The sequence below is a fragment of the Vibrio sp. 1CM7H genome, from assembly GCF_023161645.1.
Lineage (GTDB): Bacteria > Pseudomonadota > Gammaproteobacteria > Enterobacterales > Vibrionaceae > Vibrio > Vibrio diabolicus.
This window is the reverse complement of the sequence record NZ_JALNTV010000001.1, coordinates 1,174,359-1,193,378: the sequence shown is the minus strand read 5'-3', so window position 1 is coordinate 1,193,378 and position 19,020 is coordinate 1,174,359. Positions and strand designations below refer to the sequence as shown.

21 protein-coding genes are annotated in these 19,020 nt (G+C 44.9%); 13 read left to right on the top strand and 8 right to left on the bottom strand.

Annotated features, from left to right (window positions below):
* Positions 1 to 52 precede the first annotated feature (52 nt).
* The gene (locus MSG33_RS23525; protein WP_005391196.1) at positions 53 to 187 is read left to right on the top strand and encodes a hypothetical protein; all 135 of its coding nucleotides are present in this window, start codon (positions 53 to 55) and stop codon (positions 185 to 187) included.
* Between the two features lie 126 nt (positions 188 to 313).
* Here MSG33_RS23525 and MSG33_RS05215 read toward each other — a convergent pair whose 3' ends face one another.
* The 3 genes from MSG33_RS05215 to MSG33_RS05205 form a co-directional block, all read right to left on the bottom strand.
* Positions 314 to 928 (bottom strand): glutaredoxin, encoded by a 615-nt coding sequence (locus MSG33_RS05215; protein WP_248380121.1) that lies wholly within the window; start codon positions 926 to 928, stop codon positions 314 to 316.
* Between the two features lie 44 nt (positions 929 to 972).
* A complete protein-coding gene (locus MSG33_RS05210; RefSeq protein ID WP_053809570.1) occupies positions 973 to 1,830 on the bottom strand; it encodes a DMT family transporter in 858 nt (285 codons plus the stop codon).
* Positions 1,831 to 2,295: 465 nt separating this feature from the next.
* Positions 2,296 to 3,267, bottom strand: a complete 972-nt coding sequence (locus MSG33_RS05205; RefSeq protein ID WP_054867550.1) for a porin — start codon at positions 3,265 to 3,267, stop codon at positions 2,296 to 2,298.
* A gap of 609 nt (positions 3,268 to 3,876) precedes the next feature.
* Here MSG33_RS05205 and MSG33_RS05200 point away from each other — a divergent pair.
* Positions 3,877 to 4,935 (top strand): porin, encoded by a 1,059-nt coding sequence (locus MSG33_RS05200; RefSeq protein ID WP_248380119.1) that lies wholly within the window; start codon positions 3,877 to 3,879, stop codon positions 4,933 to 4,935.
* Positions 4,936 to 5,156: 221 nt separating this feature from the next.
* Positions 5,157 to 5,771, top strand: a complete 615-nt coding sequence (locus MSG33_RS05195) for a fumarylacetoacetate hydrolase family protein (RefSeq protein WP_248380117.1) — start codon at positions 5,157 to 5,159, stop codon at positions 5,769 to 5,771.
* On the opposite strand, the gene MSG33_RS05190 is transcribed toward MSG33_RS05195, so the two are convergent.
* The 3 genes from MSG33_RS05190 to MSG33_RS05180 form a co-directional block, all read right to left on the bottom strand.
* A complete protein-coding gene (locus MSG33_RS05190; RefSeq protein ID WP_006742072.1) occupies positions 5,768 to 6,079 on the bottom strand; it encodes an AzlD domain-containing protein in 312 nt (103 codons plus the stop codon). The two genes, MSG33_RS05195 and MSG33_RS05190, sit on opposite strands and share 4 nt — an antisense overlap.
* Positions 6,079 to 6,789 (bottom strand): AzlC family ABC transporter permease, encoded by a 711-nt coding sequence (locus tag MSG33_RS05185; protein ID WP_074189916.1) that lies wholly within the window; start codon positions 6,787 to 6,789, stop codon positions 6,079 to 6,081. Before MSG33_RS05185 ends, MSG33_RS05190 begins: the two co-directional genes overlap by 1 nt.
* 78 nt (positions 6,790 to 6,867) lie before the next feature.
* Positions 6,868 to 7,695 carry an AraC family transcriptional regulator gene (locus MSG33_RS05180; RefSeq protein WP_104972787.1) on the bottom strand — a complete coding sequence of 276 codons (828 nt, stop codon included), beginning with the start codon at positions 7,693 to 7,695 and terminating at the stop codon, positions 6,868 to 6,870.
* A gap of 230 nt (positions 7,696 to 7,925) precedes the next feature.
* Here MSG33_RS05180 and MSG33_RS05175 point away from each other — a divergent pair, with 230 nt between their 5' ends.
* Positions 7,926 to 8,558 carry a LysE family translocator gene (locus tag MSG33_RS05175; protein WP_248380115.1) on the top strand — a complete coding sequence of 211 codons (633 nt, stop codon included), beginning with the start codon at positions 7,926 to 7,928 and terminating at the stop codon, positions 8,556 to 8,558.
* Positions 8,559 to 8,637: 79 nt separating this feature from the next.
* Complete coding sequence (locus MSG33_RS05170; RefSeq protein ID WP_053809566.1) at positions 8,638 to 9,060, top strand: GNAT family N-acetyltransferase; 423 nt, start codon at positions 8,638 to 8,640, stop codon at positions 9,058 to 9,060.
* A 100-nt stretch (positions 9,061 to 9,160) separates the two neighbouring features.
* Here MSG33_RS05170 and MSG33_RS05165 read toward each other — a convergent pair whose 3' ends face one another.
* On the bottom strand, positions 9,161 to 10,855 hold the full coding sequence (locus MSG33_RS05165) for a phospho-sugar mutase (protein WP_047008374.1): 1,695 nt from the start codon (positions 10,853 to 10,855) through the stop codon (positions 9,161 to 9,163).
* Between the two features lie 328 nt (positions 10,856 to 11,183).
* Between MSG33_RS05165 and coxB the strand changes: the two genes are divergently transcribed.
* Genes coxB through MSG33_RS05145 form a run of 4 tightly spaced genes read left to right on the top strand, consistent with a single transcriptional unit; the run spans position 11,184 to position 15,471 of the window.
* Positions 11,184 to 12,347 (top strand): cytochrome c oxidase subunit II, encoded by a 1,164-nt coding sequence (gene coxB / locus MSG33_RS05160; protein ID WP_006742066.1) that lies wholly within the window; start codon positions 11,184 to 11,186, stop codon positions 12,345 to 12,347.
* On the top strand, positions 12,344 to 13,975 hold the full coding sequence (ctaD, locus tag MSG33_RS05155) for a cytochrome c oxidase subunit I (RefSeq protein ID WP_005391175.1): 1,632 nt from the start codon (positions 12,344 to 12,346) through the stop codon (positions 13,973 to 13,975). The genes coxB and ctaD overlap by 4 nt, the downstream gene beginning before the upstream one ends.
* Positions 13,976 to 13,995: 20 nt before the next feature.
* On the top strand, positions 13,996 to 14,535 hold the full coding sequence (locus MSG33_RS05150; RefSeq protein WP_248380113.1) for a cytochrome c oxidase assembly protein: 540 nt from the start codon (positions 13,996 to 13,998) through the stop codon (positions 14,533 to 14,535).
* Positions 14,536 to 14,586: 51 nt separating this feature from the next.
* Positions 14,587 to 15,471, top strand: a complete 885-nt coding sequence (locus MSG33_RS05145) for a cytochrome c oxidase subunit 3 (protein ID WP_047008372.1) — start codon at positions 14,587 to 14,589, stop codon at positions 15,469 to 15,471.
* A 13-nt stretch (positions 15,472 to 15,484) separates the two neighbouring features.
* Here MSG33_RS05145 and MSG33_RS05140 read toward each other — a convergent pair whose 3' ends face one another.
* Positions 15,485 to 15,721, bottom strand: a complete 237-nt coding sequence (locus tag MSG33_RS05140) for a DUF2909 family protein (protein ID WP_005391169.1) — start codon at positions 15,719 to 15,721, stop codon at positions 15,485 to 15,487.
* Here MSG33_RS05140 and MSG33_RS05135 point away from each other — a divergent pair.
* Genes MSG33_RS05135 through cyoE form a run of 4 tightly spaced genes read left to right on the top strand, consistent with a single transcriptional unit; the run spans position 15,669 to position 18,961 of the window.
* Positions 15,669 to 16,511: an SURF1 family protein gene (locus MSG33_RS05135; protein WP_248380111.1), complete on the top strand. Its 843-nt coding sequence runs from the start codon at positions 15,669 to 15,671 to the stop codon at positions 16,509 to 16,511. The genes MSG33_RS05140 and MSG33_RS05135 overlap by 53 nt on opposite strands.
* The gene (locus MSG33_RS05130) at positions 16,501 to 17,037 is read left to right on the top strand and encodes a cytochrome oxidase biogenesis cluster protein (RefSeq protein WP_248380109.1); all 537 of its coding nucleotides are present in this window, start codon (positions 16,501 to 16,503) and stop codon (positions 17,035 to 17,037) included. Before MSG33_RS05135 ends, MSG33_RS05130 begins: the two co-directional genes overlap by 11 nt.
* A gap of 12 nt (positions 17,038 to 17,049) precedes the next feature.
* Positions 17,050 to 18,069, top strand: a complete 1,020-nt coding sequence (locus MSG33_RS05125; protein WP_248380108.1) for a COX15/CtaA family protein — start codon at positions 17,050 to 17,052, stop codon at positions 18,067 to 18,069.
* Positions 18,062 to 18,961: a heme o synthase gene (cyoE, locus tag MSG33_RS05120; RefSeq protein ID WP_248380106.1), complete on the top strand. Its 900-nt coding sequence runs from the start codon at positions 18,062 to 18,064 to the stop codon at positions 18,959 to 18,961. The genes MSG33_RS05125 and cyoE overlap by 8 nt, the downstream gene beginning before the upstream one ends.
* Positions 18,962 to 19,020 lie beyond the last annotated feature (59 nt).

The window sequence follows — 19,020 nt, the reverse complement described above, 5'->3', positions numbered from 1 at the left end:
ATTGTGGTGTAAAATTACAACATAGTTAAGTCAATACATTCAGGAGAAGGTCATGGGTAACGAACTTGGTGGTGCTTATATTGGCCAGATGATTGCAAAAGACGCGATGCACAAAGCGCTTTACGGTAAAGCGAAGAAGAAAAAAGCTTCTGTTTTTGCTCGTGTTATGAAAAAACTGGCGAAATAATTTAAAAAGCCCTGATTGAAGAATCAGGGCTTTTTGCTTTTATCTGTCTTGTTTTTAGTGGCAGCCTACATATTGAACAACATTGGTAAACCACTATTCAAAGACGGATGGCATTTGAATCAAACGCTAAGCGGATTGGCTTGGTATCTCCACGACATTATTAGGCACTTTATCTAGCCCCTTTGCTGCTAACCACTTTTCTAAATCGTCAGCGCCTCCAACATACTTTCCATCCAACCAGATCTGCGGCACTGTTACCGGCGTTTTTTCTCCAATGATGGCCTTTACTTCGGGGATCATGCGATACAAAGCAGCGCTGTCTTTAACCACGTCATGATACTCGTATTGAACACCAGCATCGTCAAGTAGCTGTTTCGCTTTGACACAGTAAGGGCAGGTGGCTTTACCATAAACAATGTTGCCTTTTAGCTCATCGCGTTTGACCCATTCAGCGATAACTGATTGCACAAGCACGCCCCGATTTAGCGCTTCTCCTTGGCTGACCACTTTTCCTTCGACAATAAGAATCGGTGCATGCCAGGCCCCTTCTTTTAATGGTTCCCACCAATGTGATAACCAATCTTTTACTTCCAGTTCTACGGGGACATCAGCGAGTTCGTTTTTAAAAGTATCCGTCAAAATATCTTTAGTTAACGTACATTCACCACAAGGAATATTGACTTTGAATGGACCCCAACTACCAGCCCAGCGATACAGTGTAATTTTGATTGGTTGACTCATATGGTGTTCCTCATTTCCTTTCCTGAAAATATAGAACCTTGAAATTAGACTTTTCTTTCAACTAGCTTTGTCTTTTTCGATTCCCAGTGCGTAATAAACGCAATGGAGGCAATAATAATCGCGGCGCCTAGCCATAAACGACCAGGTGGTACCCAGCCAAACACCAACCAGCCAGCAACGACATTCAAAGGCAGTTTTGCGTGATCAAATGGTTGCACAAACGAGGCGTCTGCAACTGCGTACGCTTTAACGATAGCCCATTGAGCGAGTGCTGTAAGCGCGCCTGCGGCTAAAAGTACGCCCCATATCGTCCAGGTATTTGGCATCGTAAATGTCGGTATTGCCAATAAGATATTAAACGGCGTTATCAGCAGTAATAAATAGACAACCATGGTTGAGGGCGGATCGTTGACCGACATTTTCTTTACCATCAGAGAATACGCTGCCCAGAAAAATGCGGCGCCAACAGGAAGCAGGGTCGCCCATGTAAATGAATCTGCCCACGGCTCAAGAATGATCATAGCACCAACAAACCCTGTTAATGTTGCTAACCAGCGTGCAGTACCTACTTTCTCTTTGAGTAACAAGCCAGATCCAACCGTTGCAAATAATGGAGAGGTCATCAGCAGCGCAATGCCTTGCCAAATCGGAACTGGATAAGCGAGTGCCCAAAGCCAAAGCTGAATCCCGATAACAGAGAGAAAAATACGGAAGGCATGCCAACCAAAGTGTTGGGTTCTTAGTGAGCGTCTAATTCCAAGTGTACGCAGATAGGGCAGAATGACAAATAAGGCAATAGCGTATTGGAATAACGCGAATGTGGTGGAAGAGACACCAAAGTTGATGCTAGCAATTTGGGCGAAGCTGTTCACTATGGCGAATGCCAAGCCAGCTGTTAGCATCCAGGACGCACCTTGAACAGGATGATGATTCAATTGAAAAATTCCAGTTTGATAGAGGTGGCGGGATCATACGTCCTATTGTTTTTCGCGCCAATAAAAAAATGCCTCCCAGAGGGAGGCGACATTACCAATTCAAAGGACGTGCCTGTTATAACAGGTACAAAGAACGAGAAGCACAAACGCTGCCATGCATTTGCATAATTGGTATTGCAGAACGCGTGCCAATTTTTATCTATTTGATTTTAATTGTCTTTTTTGTTTTAGTTCGGTTGACTATTAGGAGAAATGCACTAACTTAGTGACAAATCGCATTAAAAGAGGGCAGAGGCAGGAGTCACTACGCTCGTTTTTCATTGCAGAGCGATGCTTGGATAGTGTGAAAATTTATCGAGTTATGTTGGGTTACATAAAAAATGGCCAGCAAGCATGCTGGCCAATTGGACTCGCTCTTAGGACAAGAGTGAATTAGAAATCGTAACGTACACCAAGGCGCAGTGTATCTTCGCCTTCTGTTACTAGACCTGTTGCTGGATCTTTTGCTTCATCAAGTTGGTTGATGTAGTAAGACAGGTAAGTACGGAAGTTGCTGTTTAGTTTGTAGTAACCAACAAGCTCGATACCTTCAACGGTGTCGTACTTTGAACCGTTGTCTGGATCATTCTCTTGAGCTGTGTATAGAGCTGCAAGTGTCACTTTACTTGCTACTTTGTAGCTTGCGACTAGCTCGTAAGCCGTAAAGTCTTCAGCGTCAGTCAGGGACCCTTGAGAATAAGTACCTGCTAGGTAAAGGTTATCCATCGAGTAAGCGATACCACCTAGAATTTGATCTTCAGAGTTGTCTTTATCTACGTCGCCACCAGAATATGCAAGACCGAGGTCTAGGCCCATTGGCAGTGAGTACATTCCAGAGATGCCGTATTTATCTTCGTTATCGCTAGAGTTTGCTTGGTAGGTTGCTTGCAGTTGTAGCGCATCAAACGCACCACGGTATGCGAAAACGCTGTCTTGCTTATCAGAAGACGAATCGATAACTTGCTGAACACCAGAGAACTCAGTGATATCCGTCATGTCAGAGATGATGACTGCAGCCATGTCTTGACGACCTACAGAGAAAGCACCGATATCAGAGTCGACACCTGCATACATGTAGCGGTTTTTGAATTCACTCTTGCCCGTTTTTTGCTCGGCTTCGTAAACACCGAATGCAGAAAGGCCATTGCCGATGTCCGTTTTACCTTTTAGATTAAGACGAGCGCGGCTTTTATCTTCCATTGAGCCTTCAACTTCAGCACCACCTGAACCGATGAAGTCACCACGGAACTCAACGCGGCCGCCAACTTTTAATTCAGTACCGTCGTTTTTGTATACTGTTGCTGCGAATGATGGTGCTGATACCAATGCTGTAAGAATTGCAGTAGTTAGTGCTGCCTTTTTCATTTTCTTATTACCCTAGTTGTAATCGATGGGCTTTCTTGCCCGATGTGTTGATGACGCTAAGGTAAACCCTGAAAATGAAAGATAGATTTCTGTTAAGTTATGATTTGATTGCACTTTTATTGCTGGCGAGAATAAGTGCCCCTTCTTATATCTCTTATAAAAAGAAAGGTTTTATCTTTTTTGAGGTTTTTCTGCCTTCTATTGGAGACCGTGCTTTTTTCAAAAAGTTCCTGAACCTATTTTTGTTCCAAAATGTAAGTAAATATTTCATTTTGACGGGAAAGTTATTTTCAAAAGTTGGGGTTCATCAAGTATTTGTGAGCACTATCTCGTTAAAGCATTTCTTTTTGTAAGGTTTTTACGCCTGGATTTTTTTCGGATAAGTAAACGTTTGCTTTTTAGTTTTTTGCTGAGAATTTTTCACTCGGTTATCAGGAACTAATCAAATAAAGTGTCGGCAGTTGTTACACAAAGGTAAATCCATTCTGGCGGAAAAGATGCCCCAGAGGGCCTTTGTATTCCTTTCTGTGTTCATCATTTCGTTTTACGAAAGTGAATCAGAGCTGGGTCTAAAACTGACTAACCAACTAATAAGTAATGGATTTAGAAATGAATAAAAAATTATTAGCAGCGGCAATCGCAGCAGCAACTTTCGGCACTCAAGCAGTGGCAGTGGAACTTTATAATAACGATGGCACAACATTTTCGATGGGCGGCCACGTTTCTGTTAACTTAAATGGTTCAGAGCAAGGTGACACGGATGTTGGTACTAACTCTCCTCGTATCAATATCTCTGCGACACAAGATTTAGGCAATGGCTTCACCGCAGACGCACGTGGTGAATGGGCTCTAAACTACTTAGATGGCGGTGAAGAGTCGTTTAAAACTCGTCTAGGTTACTTAGGTTTAACACATGAGGTTTACGGTCGTGCAGTAGGTGGTACGCAATGGTCACCTTACTATGATGTAGCAGGCATCGCGGATATGCCAATTGCGTTTGCGAATGACTTCATTTACGACGATCACGGAAACTTAGGCACAGGTCGTGCGGATAAAATGCTGTCTTATCGAAATGGCTTTGATTTAGGCGAAGCAGGTGTGATTAACGTTGGTCTTGGATGGCAAGGCGCAAATGATGATTACACGCGTAACGACGCAGGTACTATCACTGGTGGTCTTAAATACGATGACCGCATGCAAGTTGCGCTTTCTTACGCAATCATGGGCGCGAAAATTGGCTACTCATACAACGGTGGTGAATTCCAACACCCTGCTTACACAGGTAAACACACCGCGGAATCACATGTTGTGTCTGCATCTTACGGCGCTTACGGTCAAGGTCTGTTCCTTGCCGCGGTATATGGTTCAAATGAAAATATGAACTTCAGTGTAAATGGCGACCGTTTGGCGGAAAGTGATGCGTACGAAGCGATCATCGCATACGCTCTAGCGAACAGCTTAAACTTGAGCGTTAACTACGAGATGGTTGAAGGTAAAGAGTTCAAAAATTCTAAAACAGAAACCGCTCGTGAGGAAATGGCACTGCAGGCAGAGTACAACTTCACGCCTAAATTTGTTGGTTACGCGGGTTACCAGTTTGACCTAAATGATGACCATGGTCGTGAAACTGATGACAAATGGGCGATAGGTGCTCGTTACTACCTATAATAGGATTTAGCGAGAACAATCATTCACCCTTATTGATTTAAAGCCAGCCTCGTGCTGGCTTTTTTGTCTATTTGTTTTGTAAATACCGTGATGTTTCAATTAGATGATACAAAACTCAAAACGGGGTGAATGTCTTATTTTTCACACTAGAGGATGGGATTTAGTGTCGTTAAGTCAATAGGTTAGATTATGATGAGGTTTTTGTTTTGCAGGGAAGAGCGATGAGCGTTATTCAAGTTGAAGAAAAGAAAGTAGAAGTGGGTAAAGTGCTTTGTGTTGGGCGAAATTACGTTGAACATATTCATGAGCTTGATAATGCGATACCTGAGCAAATGGTGGTATTTAATAAACCCGCGACTTCCGTATCGACGACTCTGCGTTCATTTCATCAAGAGCCTCTTCATTACGAGGCTGAAATCTGTTTTCTGATCAAAGATGGACACTATTCAGCGGTCGGTTTGGGATTGGATCTGACCAAGCGCGGTTTGCAGTCTTCACTTAAACAACAAGGGTTGCCCTGGGAGCGTGCTAAAGCGTTTGATGGCTCCGCAGTGTTTAGTCGATTTGTCTCTTTGGATAACATTGATATTAATGATCTTAACCTAGAGCTCTTAATTAACTGCGTTCGTGTACAAAAAGGTCACGTTAACCAGATGCTCTATCCGCCGCTAACCATTTTGGATGAATTAACGAGTTACACAACACTTCAAGATGGCGATGTGGTAATGACCGGCACACCAAAAGGAGTTGGTGAGGTGCATCAAGGTGACATCTTCCTTGGACGATTAAAGTGTGGTGATGTCACCCTGTTGGAGATTGAGTGGGTGGCGAATTAAAGCCAAATTCGCAGAACGAGAAATACCACCATGCTGATCACCGTCGTTAAAAGAACATTTTTAGTAAAGTACGCGATTAACGCAGCCAGCAAGGCAGCCAATAAAAATGGGTTGTGCACATTCACGCTGAGTGCTCCATCGGGAATGAAAACGATAGGCGCCCAGATCGCAGTGAGTACCGCAGGGCTGGCGTAGTTGAGCACTTTTTGTGTACGTGTCCCTAATCGCAGTGGTAGCTTGGGTTCTAAAAACAAGTAGCGGCTGGTGAAAACAAGTCCCGTCATCAGTAAAATAGACAACATGATCATTAGTGTTTCTCCTGTACTTGTTCCACAAAGTAGCCTGTAAGCATGGCTAAAATGCTCGAAATCATCAAACTTCCTTCCACTTGGTAATAGGTTAGGGCGACCGAGCTCACTAATGCCACGACAACACTCGCGAGCACCGCCATATTTTTAATAGTCGGAACTACAATTGCGATAAAAGTCGCGGCCACAGCAAATTCCAATCCCATTTCGTTCAGTTCAGGGATCAGGCTTCCCGCAATAATGCCCGTCAATGTCGCGATATTCCAAAACAGGTAAAAACTCAAACCAGCCCCAAGCGCATACCAGCGATTAAATTGTTTATCGGAATGATGACCTACAATCGCAAACAGCTCATCAGTGAGTAAGAATCCGAGTGATAACCGCCATTTAAGAGGAAGTGGTGCAATTTTACTGCGCATCGATACACTGTAGAGGAAGTGTCGAGAGGTGATAAAAAACGTTGTTAGTAACATGGTTACTAGGCCTGCCCCCGATTTAATCATCCCCATCGCGACGAGCTGCGCGGAACCTGCGAACAGAATGGCGGATAGTGCTTGTCCTTCCAAAGGGTGAAGCCCAGTATCAATCGCGAATGAGCCTGCGAGCAAACCCCAAGGTAACACCGCGATACTCAGTGGCATCATCGCAAGTGTGCCTTGCCAAAATAACGCAGCTTTTGATTCTTCTTTTAGCGGCAAAGTGTGGTCCATAGTTTATTCTTAGTTGTTCCAAAATCAGGCTATCAAGGTAACGAGATAGCGGCATAACGCCTTGTACAATATTGCTCTTTAGCTGTGACGAATGTATTGACCGGGCGTGACGCCCATGGCTTTTTTAAAGTGTCGATGCAGGTGACTTTGATCATGGAAGCCACATTCTTGCGCTACATCTGAAATTTTTTGTCCGAGTTTGAGCAACTTCTTTGCCATTCGTAAACGTTGTTGAATTTGATAAGCATGGGGAGGGAAGCCAAACTGTTTTTGAAACTCTCTTAGCAAATGAAAAGGGCTTAACCCAGCCAGTTTTGCGAGCTCTTCTAGCGAGACGTCCGTTTGCGGGAAGTCTTCCAAAAACTCTTTGACCAGCTGTATTTGTCGCTGAGCTCTGGTTGATTCTTTCAGTGGTGCCCGGTGGGTGCTGTGTTTACTGGCTAACTTGATCAACGTGCCGTAAACCAAAGTTTCTCTCAATAAACGGTTGTCTGATTTTTCTAGTGTTTCAAACACCAATCGTAACTGACTAGCCAGCTCAGGATCGTAAACCACAGGTTGAGGAAAATAGGGCAGCGCTACATTTGGTGAACCAAGCTCTTGTCCTAAAGTTTGAAACTGCTGAGGTACGGGGTACATTGCTTTGTATTCCCAGCCGCCTTCCGAGGCTGAATGCCCGTTGTGTACTTCATCTGCATTAACAAGGATGATGCTGTCCTGTGGCGCGATATGATTCCCGCCCGTCCTAAAAAATTGTTGTGCCCCTTTTTCGATGACACCAATAGTGTAACCTTCGTGGCTATGGCGTGAAAAATTCTGCTTCTCGTACTTTGCATCGAGAAGTTCTAAACCGCCGAGCTCTTGAGCTATCTTGAAGGTAGCGATTTCCTTATTCTTTTCTTTCATCTTTATCCGGTCTGCTCAAGAAAATCATCTTAGAAGTGTAACGGATCCATCGTGCTTATTTTTGTACAAAATTGCTATTCGATTTTTATAAATAGGCGAATTGATTGTTATTTTGCAATCTAGCGAACTATGATTTTTATTTTCTGAATCATCTTGGTGATTTTGGGCTGGCTGTTGTTATTTTGTTGGTATAACATTCTCCGCTTTGTTGTAGAAAAAGCGGTTCCATCATGATTGATTTATCTGTACTTCCTGTTTATCTCACCGCAGTAGTGGCTTTGTTGCTGTTACCAGGGCCCGATATGTTGCTTATCGCGAGCTCTAGTATGAGTTACGGTAAGAAGGTCGGTCTGTTTGCTAGCTTAGGCAATGCGACGTCTGGTGTTATTCTTACTTTGCTTGCTGCAATGGGAGTATCTACCCTGATTGCAATGAGCCCAATCGCCCTTAAAGTCCTTCATCTCTTAGGTGGCGCTTACTTGTTAAAAATGGGTTGGGACTGCTTACGAGCTGAGGCACCTTCGGCTCCAGAGCTTAATGGTCAAAACAAAATGGCGTCAACTTATTATCAACGTGCTTTGATGAGTAATTTGCTTAACCCTAAAGCGTTGGTATTTTTTGTGATGTTTTTGCCGCAGTTTGTCTCAAGCAATATTACAGCGTCTTCTGGTGAGCAGATGCTAGCACTAGGGTTATTGTTAAACGTCCTTGGCTTGTCATTCAATTTATTACTTGTTGGGCTGGCAGGCACATTGGGTAAGGGGCTGCTCGAGAACGAAAAATTCCGCACGTATCAACATAAACTAATGGGTTTAGTGTTCGTTATTCTCGCGTTGTGGATGCTGAGCAGTTTCGCCTTGTAAAGTTATCATATTCCACCAGAAAGCCAGCAATTGCTGGCTTTTTGTTTTAGGATATTGATGTTTCCTAAGGAGAGGATGTATGAAGCTTGAATTTTGTTTAAATCCAGATCAAACAGACCTTGATTCTGTTCGTGAAGGTATTCGATCTTATAACCGACTGCATTTGCCTGAAGGGGAAGTGCATGCTGTGGGATGTTTTGCTAAAGATGAGAATGGCAAGATCATGGGTGGTCTGACTGGCGAAATGTTTAAAAACACGGTGTTTGTTGAGTTTTTGTGGGTAGATGCTGAAAGTCGGACATCTGGTATCGGTAGCCAGTTAATGTCAATGTTAGAAGAAAAAGTAAAGCCTCACGGGGTTACCCATGTTTATTTGGATACCTACAGCTTCCAAGCTCTCGAATTCTATCTCAAATTGGGTTTTGAAAAAGTAGGGCAGTACTCAGGCTATCCTGCAGAGGGCATCCACAAGTACTTTCTACAAAAGGAAATTGTAAGCTAGGGAAAAGCACTGGTTAGCTTGACTTGTTCTAGTCAAAATCAAAAAAAGAGGCGCGAATTTGCGCCTCTTATCGTATCAGATGTCTCTGCTTCTCTTTGACTTACAAACTTGTCTGATGCGCGTCGATAAGTTCGTTCATCTTCGCCTCTGCCGCTTGCTGTGCTTGTGCATAGCTCATATCCGCTGGGAAGAGGTTGATGACTTCGTAGTAACATTTTAGTTTTGGCTCAGTACCCGAAGGGCGAACAATCACGCGAGATTGATCTTCTAGGTGATAAATCAATACGTCACTTGCTGGTAAGTCAATGGATTCTTCTGAGCCGTCATCAAACATGCGAACCGATGTTTTTAGATCTTCAGTTACTGCGACTTTTTTACCAGCAATCTCTGTTGGTGGGTTTGCACGGAGTTTGTCGCCGATTGGTGGAGAGTTCGGGTCGAGAGCGATACTGCGCTGCGCGTTAAAGTAGAAACCGTGCTCGCGGTACAGTTCTTCCAATTTATCCCATAGTGTTTTGCCTTGAGCTTTAAGTTTTCCTGTTAGCTGGGCAAATGCGACGATTGCAGATAAACCATCTTTATCCCACACCTTGTTACCCACGGTATAACCGAGCGCTTCTTCATAAGCAAACAAGAATGGATTGGCTTCTGTCTCTTGCTCCATGGCAACGTTAGTGAGCCATTTGAAGCCTGTTAACGTTTGGTAGTATTGGGCGCCATGCGCTTTGGCAATGCTACTCAGCATTCTTGAGGATACGATGGTGTTGCCAACCAGAGCGTTAGGTTGCTGTTCTAGCAAGTAATCGCCAAACAGTGAACCCACTTGGTCGCCGGTTAACATTTGGTATTCGCCATCTGGGCGTTTGACCGCCACTGCAAAACGGTCGGCATCTGGATCGTTGGCACAAGCGATATCAGCATCTACGGACTTACCTAACGCCATCACCATATCCATTGCACCGGCTTCTTCAGGGTTTGGGAAGTTGACGGTTGGGAAGCTGCCATCAGGTTCGCGCTGTTCCTTAACACTTGCCACTTTTTTGAAGCCAGCGTCTGCGAGGAGCGTTTCCGCCATATTCGCCCCAACGCCATGCATCGCAGTGTAAGCGATAGAAATATCGGTGTTGTTGTCAGGAGTAAGCAGCGCGTTTTCGTTCATCGTTTTACGGTAAGTTTGGTAGTAGTCGTCTTCCAACCAAACTAACAAACCGTGCTGTTTTGCATCATCGAGAGACATTAAAGGTAATGGCTTCGTTGTTGCGTCATCAATTTTCGCTGCGATTCCAGAGTCGTGTGGAGGAATGATTTGTGCGCCATTCTCCCAATATACTTTAAAGCCATTGTACTCTGGTGGATTGTGACTAGCGGTAACAACAACAGCGGCCGCAGCATTCAATGTTCGGACACCAAACGCAACAATTGGGGTTGCTGCAACATCGTACGTTAGGTAAACCTTGATACCAAGGGCTGTCAGTACGGACGCGGTATCATGCGCGAATTGTTTCGAATCAGGACGACCGTCGTAGCCAATAACGACACCACGACTTGCGGCATCTTTGACTTGCTCTAGCAAATAGTTTCCTAGGCCAGTGGCTGTCTCTTGAATCACCAAACGGTTCATTCGGTTTGGACCTGCACCCACTTTGCCGCGTAACCCTGCTGTACCAAAGGCAAGGCGCGATCCAAAGCGATCAGTAAGCTCTTGTTCATTATTTGTATCGACGAGGTGTTGTAGCTCTTCGCGAGTCTTAGGATCAGGGTCTCGTTCTAGCCATTGAGTAATTAGTGCTGTCATATCAATCATTCCTTAGTAGGGGGCGCCTACTTTCTTGGACACTTCGTTTTGTAAGTATCTCAATGTTTTCTTTTAAATTAATGTAAATGGTTCTCAATTACATTTCAAAGAGGGCAATCGATAAACCGAATTAATTTTTTATCCGAACAAAATTTAATCATATTTAATTTCTTGAAGAACCTTGGAACTATAACTAGCCTTTTAACATAAATATAACAAACCGTGTCGAAATCGTAGTTTTTGTGATTTTTCGTAAAGTTGTTCGATATTTGCATCGGGACGCAAGGAAGCTCGCGCAAGCGTAGCGGCTGAGCAGAGGAGAGATCTTTTGAAAAGATTAACGACTACTCTAGCCTTATCACTGAATGTGATTTTAATCACATTCTCCTCTTTCAGTTGGTCAAAGGAAAGTGACTACAACATGACCAAAGGGGTCACAGCGATAAGTGGGCAAGTGTATGAATTACATATGCTGATTTTCTATATCTGCTGCGTAATTGCTTTGATTGTATTTGGTGTCATGTTCTATTCCATCTTTCGTCATCGCAAGTCAAAAGGAGCAGTTGCCGCACATTTCCACGAAAGTACAAAAGTGGAAATTATCTGGACAGTCATACCTATCATCATTCTCGTCGCCATGGCGATTCCCGCAACGAAAACTTTAGTCGCAATGGAAGACACAAGCCAATCAGATATCACGGTCAAGATCACAGGCTCGCAATGGAAATGGCATTACAGCTATTTTGGTGAAGATGTTGAGTTCTTCAGTTTGCTTGCCACCAGCCAAAAGCAAATTGATGGTATCGAGACAAAAGGCGCGCATTATCTATTGGAAGTAGACAACCCTTTGGTGTTGCCTGTGAATCGCAAAGTGCGTTTTTTGATGACTTCTGATGATGTTATTCACTCATGGTGGGTGCCGGATTTTGCTGTCAAGAAAGACACCATCCCTGGTTTTATTAATGAAGCATGGACAAGAATTGATGAGCCAGGCGTATATCGCGGTCAATGTGCGGAGCTATGTGGTCGTGCACACGGGTTCATGCCGGTGGTGGTGCATGCGATGGAAGAAGAAAAGTTTGATGAATGGTTAGCGAGTAAGAAGGAAGAAATCGCACTTCAAAAAGCGGCGGCACAAGAGGCGCTCTCTCAAGACTTATCCATGGATGAGTTGATGTCGCAGGGCGAATCGATATACACGGCGCGTTGTGCTGTGTGCCATCAGGCTAATGGTGAGGGGATTCCGGGTGCATTTCCCGCGATTAAGGGCAGTCCTATCGCAACAGGCCCAATTTCAGAGCACATTGATGTGATTGTGAATGGCCGTCCGGGCACTGCAATGCAGTCTTTTTCGAACCAGTTAAGTGACAAAGAAATTGCTGCGGTCATCACATACCAGCGAAACGCATGGGGCAACGACACTGGTGATAGGGTGCAAGCATCCGATGTGAATGCCTTTAAGGCACAAGGCAGTGCTAAGGAGGAAATATGAGTAAGCCAATAGAAAAGGCAGTGAAGTCTGCTCCAGCGGAAGCCAGTGCAAACAGTACCATTGCGATTGATGATGGCCATGATCATCATGCTCCCCAAGGTATTGCTCGTTGGCTGTATTCCACAAACCATAAAGATATTGGCACCCTGTACCTTTGGTTTAGTTTTGCGATGTTTCTGACTGGTGGTGCGATGGCGATGGTCATTCGTGCCGAATTATTCCAGCCTGGACTTCAGCTGGTTGATCCACAGTTTTTTAATCAAATGACTACGGTACACGGTTTGGTGATGGTGTTTGGTGCTGTGATGCCAGCATTTACGGGCCTTGCTAACTGGATGATTCCAATGATGATCGGTGCTCCAGATATGGCGCTACCTCGCATGAACAACTTGAGCTTTTGGATTCTACCTTTTGCATTTCTTATTTTATTGAGCTCGTTGTTTTTACCTGGCGGCGGCCCCGATTTTGGCTGGACGTTCTATGCTCCGTTGTCCACGACTTATGGCCCAGATAGCACCGCGCTGTTTGTATTCTCTGTTCACATCATGGGTATCAGCTCCATCATGGGCGCGATAAACGTTATCGTGACGATAGTAAATATGCGAGCTCCGGGAATGACTTGGTTCAAGTTACCAATGTTTGTTTGGACTTGGTTAATCACCGCTTTCTTATTGATCGCGGTTATGCCGGTATTAGCGGGTGCGGTGACGATGGTTCTTACTGACAAATATTTCGGGACTAGCTTCTTTGATGCAGCTGGTGGCGGCGATCCGGTGATGTTTCAACACATCTTTTGGTTCTTTGGTCACCCAGAAGTGTACATCATGATTTTACCGTCGTTTGGCATCATTTCTGCCATCCTTCCTGCTTTCAGTGGCAAGAAGCTGTTTGGTTATCATTCGATGGTTTACGCGACGTGCAGCATTGCGTTGTTGTCTTTCCTTGTGTGGGCGCATCACATGTTTACAACGGGGATGCCAGTTTTTGCAGAGCTTTTCTTTATGTATTGCACCATGCTGATTGCGGTACCAACAGGGGTGAAAGTCTTTAACTGGGTCGCCACCATGTGGCGTGGGGCTCTGACATTTGAAACGCCAATGTTGTTTGCCATTGCCTTTATTGTGCTCTTTACGATTGGCGGTTTCTCGGGATTGATGCTGGCAATTGTGCCGGCGGATTTCCAATATCATGACACTTACTTCGTGGTTGCGCATTTCCACTATGTGTTGGTATCTGGTGCCGTATTCTCGATTATGGCGGCAGCGTACTATTGGTTACCTAAGTGGACAGGCAATATGTACGACCACAAGCTGAGTTTGTGGCATTTCTGGTGCTCGATTATTTCAGTTAATGTTTTGTTTTTCCCGATGCACTTTCTAGGTTTAGCGGGTATGCCAAGACGTATCCCGGATTACGCTATTCAGTTTGCTGATGTCAATCAAATCGTCTCCATTGGTGGATTTGCGTTTGGGTTGTCACAATTGATCTTTTTATGGGTGGTGATTAAGTGTATTCGTGGCGGTGAAAAGGCCGCTGCAAAACCGTGGGAACGTGCGGAGGGCTTAGAATGGACGGTGCCAAGCCCGGCGCCCCATCATACGTTTACTACGCCGCCTAAAGTCGATTAGAAACGAATAGGGTGAGTGAGATGAAACCGAATCCATCAAACAAAAAGCTCACAGTGAAGTTGCTTTTAGCGACCCTTTTGATGTTCGGGTTTGGCTACGCACTTGTCCCATTGTATGACGTAATGTGCGATGCACTGGGTATCAATGGAAAAACAAGTGAAGTGGCCGCCATTCAACCAACTGGTATGCAACCGGATATGAGCCGAACCATTCGCGTGGAGTTTATGGCGCATGTAAGCCCCGATATGCCTTGGGAGTTTAAACCCAAAGTGATTTCGATGGACGTTCATCCCGGTGAAGTCGTGCAAACCGAATACCTTGCATTTAATGAAAGCGGGCAGAAGTTGGTAGGGCAAGCCGTTCCCTCTGTTTCTCCCGGGAATGGTGCCGCTTATTTCAATAAGATTGCGTGCTTTTGTTTTAACCAACAGCCTTTGGATGGCAAACAACAAGCTCAAATGCCGTTGATTTTTTATATCGAACCGGACTTACCGGAGTCGATACACACGTTAACGCTGTCATACACACTCTATAAACTTCCCCCTCCTACAGGTTCTTAGCCACTCAAGGAGAGAGATACAGACCAAGGCTGGTCAGTAAGGAGAGAAATTATGAGTAACAAGCCAGGAACATATTATGTTCCCGCTCAAAGTAGCTGGCCGATCATCGGTGCGTTTGCTCTATTTTTAGTTGCCGTTGGTGCAGGAATGACCGTTCAGGGGACACAAAGTGAAGGGGCTGTGGGAACCATTGGTAGCATTGTGCTAGCGGTAGGCTTTCTGTTCTTGCTTTACATGTTGGCGGGCTGGTTTAGTAATGTGATTACTGAGTCACTGAGTGGAAAGTACAGCTCGCAAATTACTCGTTCTTTTCGCCAGGGGATGAGCTGGTTCATCTTCTCTGAAGTGATGTTTTTTGGTGCCTTTTTTGGTGCGTTATTTTACGCCAGGATGATTTCTGTGCCTTGGTTAGGTGGGGCAGATAACAACTTCATGACCAACGAGGTCTTGTGGCCAACCTTCGAAGCGATGTGGCCACTCACACTGACTCCGGGTGGAGAAACAACACAAGCTATGCCGTGGCAGGGCATTCCCCTTACTAATACTGTTTTGCTGCTATTGTCGTCGATTACGCTACATATGGCGCACATAAGCCTTGAAAAAGACAAAAGAACGGCACTGATTGTTTGGTTGGAAATCACCATCGTGCTTGCGGGCTTTTTCCTATATTACCAAGCGGTCGAGTATGCTCATGCTTATCAAGAAATGGGGCTCACGTTGCAATCTGGTATCTACGGAAACACCTTCTTTATGCTGACTGGTTTTCACGGTTTGCACGTTTGTCTTGGGACGATTTTCTTAATCGTATTATTGCTCCGAATCGCTAAAGATCATTTTTCACCAAAGAACCATTTTGCCTTCCAAGCAGGTAGTTGGTATTGGCACTTTGTGGATGTGGTTTGGTTATGTCTATTTGTGTTTGTGTACGTGCTGTAGGTGCATTGGGCGATTAGTAAGGACGGGGATTCGGAGCCAGCCAGCCTGAACTGAGCGCAATAAGTAGAAGGATAACTACTAAAGCGGAGAACATGACTCGACGGCCTAAGTAATGACTCATAGGTTTGTCTCTTTTTTCGGGATTATCTGGGTCTTCACGAACCATTTCGATAAGCGCTTTTGCGAGGTTGAAGATAATGAAAAGCAGCAAAAGGACAAGCGTCAGTTTGAATAGAAATACGGTGGACATAGCACCTCCGGTTTCATCGTTGTTGTTATCAAGACAATTATGGCTATCGAAACGGTTTTGGGTTGCAGTTGGTTTAACTGTGGTTGTGTTTTCTCTTTTGGTCAAACTGGGTTTTTGGCAGCTTGAGAGAGGGCAAGAGAAACAGGCTTTGGAACAAGCCATTCTTGCGCGAGCGGATAGTGCGTACCAAACATTAGGCGAAGTTCTTGAAGAAAACGATTGGAGAGAAGGCAGCATTCTCGGGAAAAAAGTGGAAGCTAATGTTGTTCCTCAGGCGTTTCCCGTGATTTTACTGGATAACCAAACGCATCAGGGCAATGTGGGCTATTTAGCATTTCAGATTGTCTCTATGAGTGATGAACTAGGAACCTATGCATTATTAGAGCTTGGTTTTGTGGAGGGAATAGCAGATCGTTCAATATTACCAACCGTCACAACACTCGAAGTGTCGACCTTTATCTCGGGACGTATGTACCGAAAATCTGCTAACCCGTTGAGCTCTGAATTAATGCCAGAAGTTGGCGATGTCATTCGTGTGCAGAACCTGAATATCGTGCAACTGAATCAGCTACTTAATATTGAACTTATGCCCGCAGTCTTGCAGCCAGACAATCTAAAAAATTGGCCTTACGACTTTCCTTGGAACCCATTGCCGCTCAACAGCGCCAAGCATTTCGGTTATTCGATTCAGTGGTTTTCGATGGCGGGCGTTTTCTTATTATTGACCTTAATTGTTTTTGTTCGTTGGCAAAGAAAGTTGCGTCACATGGAGGTGAAGCATGACATCTAAAGTAACCAAAGGGCGGCTAATGTTGATTGCGTTGGTGTGTACGTTTGCGCTTCCTGCCGTCATCGCTAAGGTCATTCTCACCCAAGGGTGGTATCAAAGCGGTGTGACCAATAGAGGTGTGTTAGTTGAACCATACACAACGTTAGAGCTACTTGGTCAAGAGTCCCCACTCAAGGAGCACAGGTGGCAACTCGCTTATGTTTTACCTAATGAGTGCACAGAACAATGCAGGCAGCAGCTTTACCTGCTTCAGCAAAGCCATGTCGCTTTAGGAAAATATCAAGAGCGTGTGGTGCCGGTGCTTTGGCAGATAGAGTTGTCCGGTACCGTAGATATATCGATGACGACAATGCAAATGAATCAATCGGTTACCGCCAAAGTGAAACCCGGACAAATGTTAATCGTTGATCCTCTAGGGCAATTGGTGATGTCTTACTCGCCAAAACCGAATGAAGATTTAGTCTCGTTCAACAAAGGTATGTTGGCGGATTTACGCAAGCTCTTAAAATTGTCACGAGTTGGTTAGAAAGGGGCGTATATGAAGTTAATTCAGTTGGTTAAATTCAGTTTGCTCCTAACTTTCGTGGTGATCATGTTAGGCGCATATACTCGCCTTTCTGATGCAGGGTTAGGTTGCCCTGATTGGCCCGGCTGCTATGGGCATCTTGCTGTGCCTCATCAAGAAGAAGATGTAATACGTGCCAATCTTAATTTCCCTGAACGGGCTGTCGAGCATGAGAAAGCATGGCTTGAAATGATTCATCGCTATTTTGCGGGAACGCTGGGTCTGGTCATTTTTGCTATGACAGTGATATCAACGAGATCTGAGCGCGTGAATCCTACTATTCCGATGCTTCTCAGTATACTGGTGGTCGGGCAAGCACTTTTGGGGATGTGGACCGTGACGCTCAAATTAATGCCAGTCATCGTAATGCTTCATCTGCTTGGTGGCTTTACTTTACTGGTTCTGCAGGCGATTTTTTACTGCCAGTTAAAAGCGCAAAATAATCTCTATTTCTCTCCATCTTCCAGCTCGCTGCGAGGCTTCTCATTATTGGTTTTTCTGGTTGTTTTTATGCAGGTGCTGCTAGGAGGGTGGACTTCGTCAAACTATGCCGCGCTCATGTGCACCTCACTGCCGATTTGTGAGGGAGATTGGATGAGTCATCTCTCATGGAAAGAGGCGTTTTCTTTCTGGCAAACCGGATTCGAGAATTACGAGTTTGGTGTATTAGAGTATCCCGCAAGAATGACCATACATGTTACGCATCGCCTCGGTGCGATTGTCACCGCCACTGTCGTATTGGCTTATAGCATTATGCTCATGAGGCAAGATTCCCATCATTCACAGCGCATTGGAGGATGGTTACTACTCACTTTAGCGTGTCAAATTATGTTGGGCGTGAGCAACGTTGTATTCCAACTTCCTATTTATGTCGCCGTGGCACATAACTTGGGTGCCGCCATTATGTTGAGTCTTGTTTGTGTGAGTCAGTTTTATTTGTGGCAGGGCAAAAAAGCTTGGAGTTACACCGCGAAAGGAGTTCGCTATGAGTAAAGAAATCGCACTGTCGTTAAATGATCGAAAGCGACTAAGTTCCGTTTATTTGAAGTTAACGAAGCCTAAAGTAGTCGCATTAATGCTGGTGACGGCCGTTGTCGGGATGAGTTTAGCGCCTGTTACTGAGTTTCCTTGGTTGCAGGCGGCGGTTGGCCTAACAGGCATTGGTTTGATGGCAGGCTCCGCGGCAGCGTTTAATCACCTGATTGACCGCCGCATTGATGCGAGAATGTCTCGGACACACAAACGTCCGTTGCCATCGGGTGAAGCTAAGCCGTTATCGGTGATAACCTTTGCGATGGCGTTAGGCGTCATAGGGTTTGTTCTTTTATATGCGCTGGTCAACCCACTGACGGCATGGCTGACTTTGATGAGTTTACTCGGCTATGCGATGGTGTACACCATGTACCTCAAACGCGCTACTCCGCAAAATATCGTAATTGCAGGTATTGCGGGGGCGATGCCGCCTCTTCTCGGTTGGACTGCCGTAACAGGGCACTTGCATGCGAATGCTTGGCTGCTTGTGATGATCATTTTTATCTGGACGCCACCACACTTTTGGGCACTCGCAATTCATCGCGTAGAGGACTATCGTAAGGTGGATATTCCAATGTTGCCAGTGACACATGGTATCGAGTACACCAAAACTTCCATTCTGTTGTATACAGTATTGTTGACGTTGGTTTGTGTGCTGCCGGTGTTGGTTGGAATGGTCGGCGTAGTTTATCTTTTTGCCTCGTTACTACTTAACGCTGGCTTTATGTACCATGCATGGAAGCTAAAATACGCGCCAGAGCCCAATACCGCGATGGAGACGTTTAAATTTTCTATCTATCACCTTTTTGCGTTGTTCATTGCATTGCTTTCGGATCACTATATTGGCTTGTAGCCTCTCTTTAAACAGAAAACGCCGCGTGGTTCGCGGCGTTTTTGGTTTTGATAGTTGGG

What these genes read in the sequence shown, in the direction of transcription:
- cyoE (WP_248380106.1), top strand. Translation starts at nt 18,062, where the DNA reads ATGAGTAAAGAAATCGCACTGTCGTTAAATGATCGAAAGCGACTAAGT.
- MSG33_RS05130 (WP_248380109.1), top strand. Translation starts at nt 16,501, where the DNA reads ATGACATCTAAAGTAACCAAAGGGCGGCTAATGTTGATTGCGTTGGTG.
- MSG33_RS05200 (WP_248380119.1), top strand. Translation starts at nt 3,877, where the DNA reads ATGAATAAAAAATTATTAGCAGCGGCAATCGCAGCAGCAACTTTCGGC.
- MSG33_RS05170 (WP_053809566.1), top strand. Translation starts at nt 8,638, where the DNA reads ATGAAGCTTGAATTTTGTTTAAATCCAGATCAAACAGACCTTGATTCT.
- ctaD (WP_005391175.1), top strand. Translation starts at nt 12,344, where the DNA reads ATGAGTAAGCCAATAGAAAAGGCAGTGAAGTCTGCTCCAGCGGAAGCC.
- MSG33_RS05145 (WP_047008372.1), top strand. Translation starts at nt 14,587, where the DNA reads ATGAGTAACAAGCCAGGAACATATTATGTTCCCGCTCAAAGTAGCTGG.
- MSG33_RS05190 (WP_006742072.1), bottom strand. Translation starts at nt 6,079, where the DNA reads ATGATCATGTTGTCTATTTTACTGATGACGGGACTTGTTTTCACCAGC.
- MSG33_RS05125 (WP_248380108.1), top strand. Translation starts at nt 17,050, where the DNA reads ATGAAGTTAATTCAGTTGGTTAAATTCAGTTTGCTCCTAACTTTCGTG.
- MSG33_RS05140 (WP_005391169.1), bottom strand. Translation starts at nt 15,721, where the DNA reads ATGTCCACCGTATTTCTATTCAAACTGACGCTTGTCCTTTTGCTGCTT.
- MSG33_RS05195 (WP_248380117.1), top strand. Translation starts at nt 5,157, where the DNA reads ATGAGCGTTATTCAAGTTGAAGAAAAGAAAGTAGAAGTGGGTAAAGTG.
- MSG33_RS05185 (WP_074189916.1), bottom strand. Translation starts at nt 6,789, where the DNA reads ATGGACCACACTTTGCCGCTAAAAGAAGAATCAAAAGCTGCGTTATTT.
- MSG33_RS05175 (WP_248380115.1), top strand. Translation starts at nt 7,926, where the DNA reads ATGATTGATTTATCTGTACTTCCTGTTTATCTCACCGCAGTAGTGGCT.
- MSG33_RS05205 (WP_054867550.1), bottom strand. Translation starts at nt 3,267, where the DNA reads ATGAAAAAGGCAGCACTAACTACTGCAATTCTTACAGCATTGGTATCA.
- MSG33_RS05215 (WP_248380121.1), bottom strand. Translation starts at nt 928, where the DNA reads ATGAGTCAACCAATCAAAATTACACTGTATCGCTGGGCTGGTAGTTGG.
- MSG33_RS05165 (WP_047008374.1), bottom strand. Translation starts at nt 10,855, where the DNA reads ATGACAGCACTAATTACTCAATGGCTAGAACGAGACCCTGATCCTAAG.
- MSG33_RS05180 (WP_104972787.1), bottom strand. Translation starts at nt 7,695, where the DNA reads ATGAAAGAAAAGAATAAGGAAATCGCTACCTTCAAGATAGCTCAAGAG.
- MSG33_RS05135 (WP_248380111.1), top strand. Translation starts at nt 15,669, where the DNA reads ATGAAAAGCAGCAAAAGGACAAGCGTCAGTTTGAATAGAAATACGGTG.
- MSG33_RS23525 (WP_005391196.1), top strand. Translation starts at nt 53, where the DNA reads ATGGGTAACGAACTTGGTGGTGCTTATATTGGCCAGATGATTGCAAAA.
- MSG33_RS05210 (WP_053809570.1), bottom strand. Translation starts at nt 1,830, where the DNA reads ATGCTAACAGCTGGCTTGGCATTCGCCATAGTGAACAGCTTCGCCCAA.
- MSG33_RS05150 (WP_248380113.1), top strand. Translation starts at nt 13,996, where the DNA reads ATGAAACCGAATCCATCAAACAAAAAGCTCACAGTGAAGTTGCTTTTA.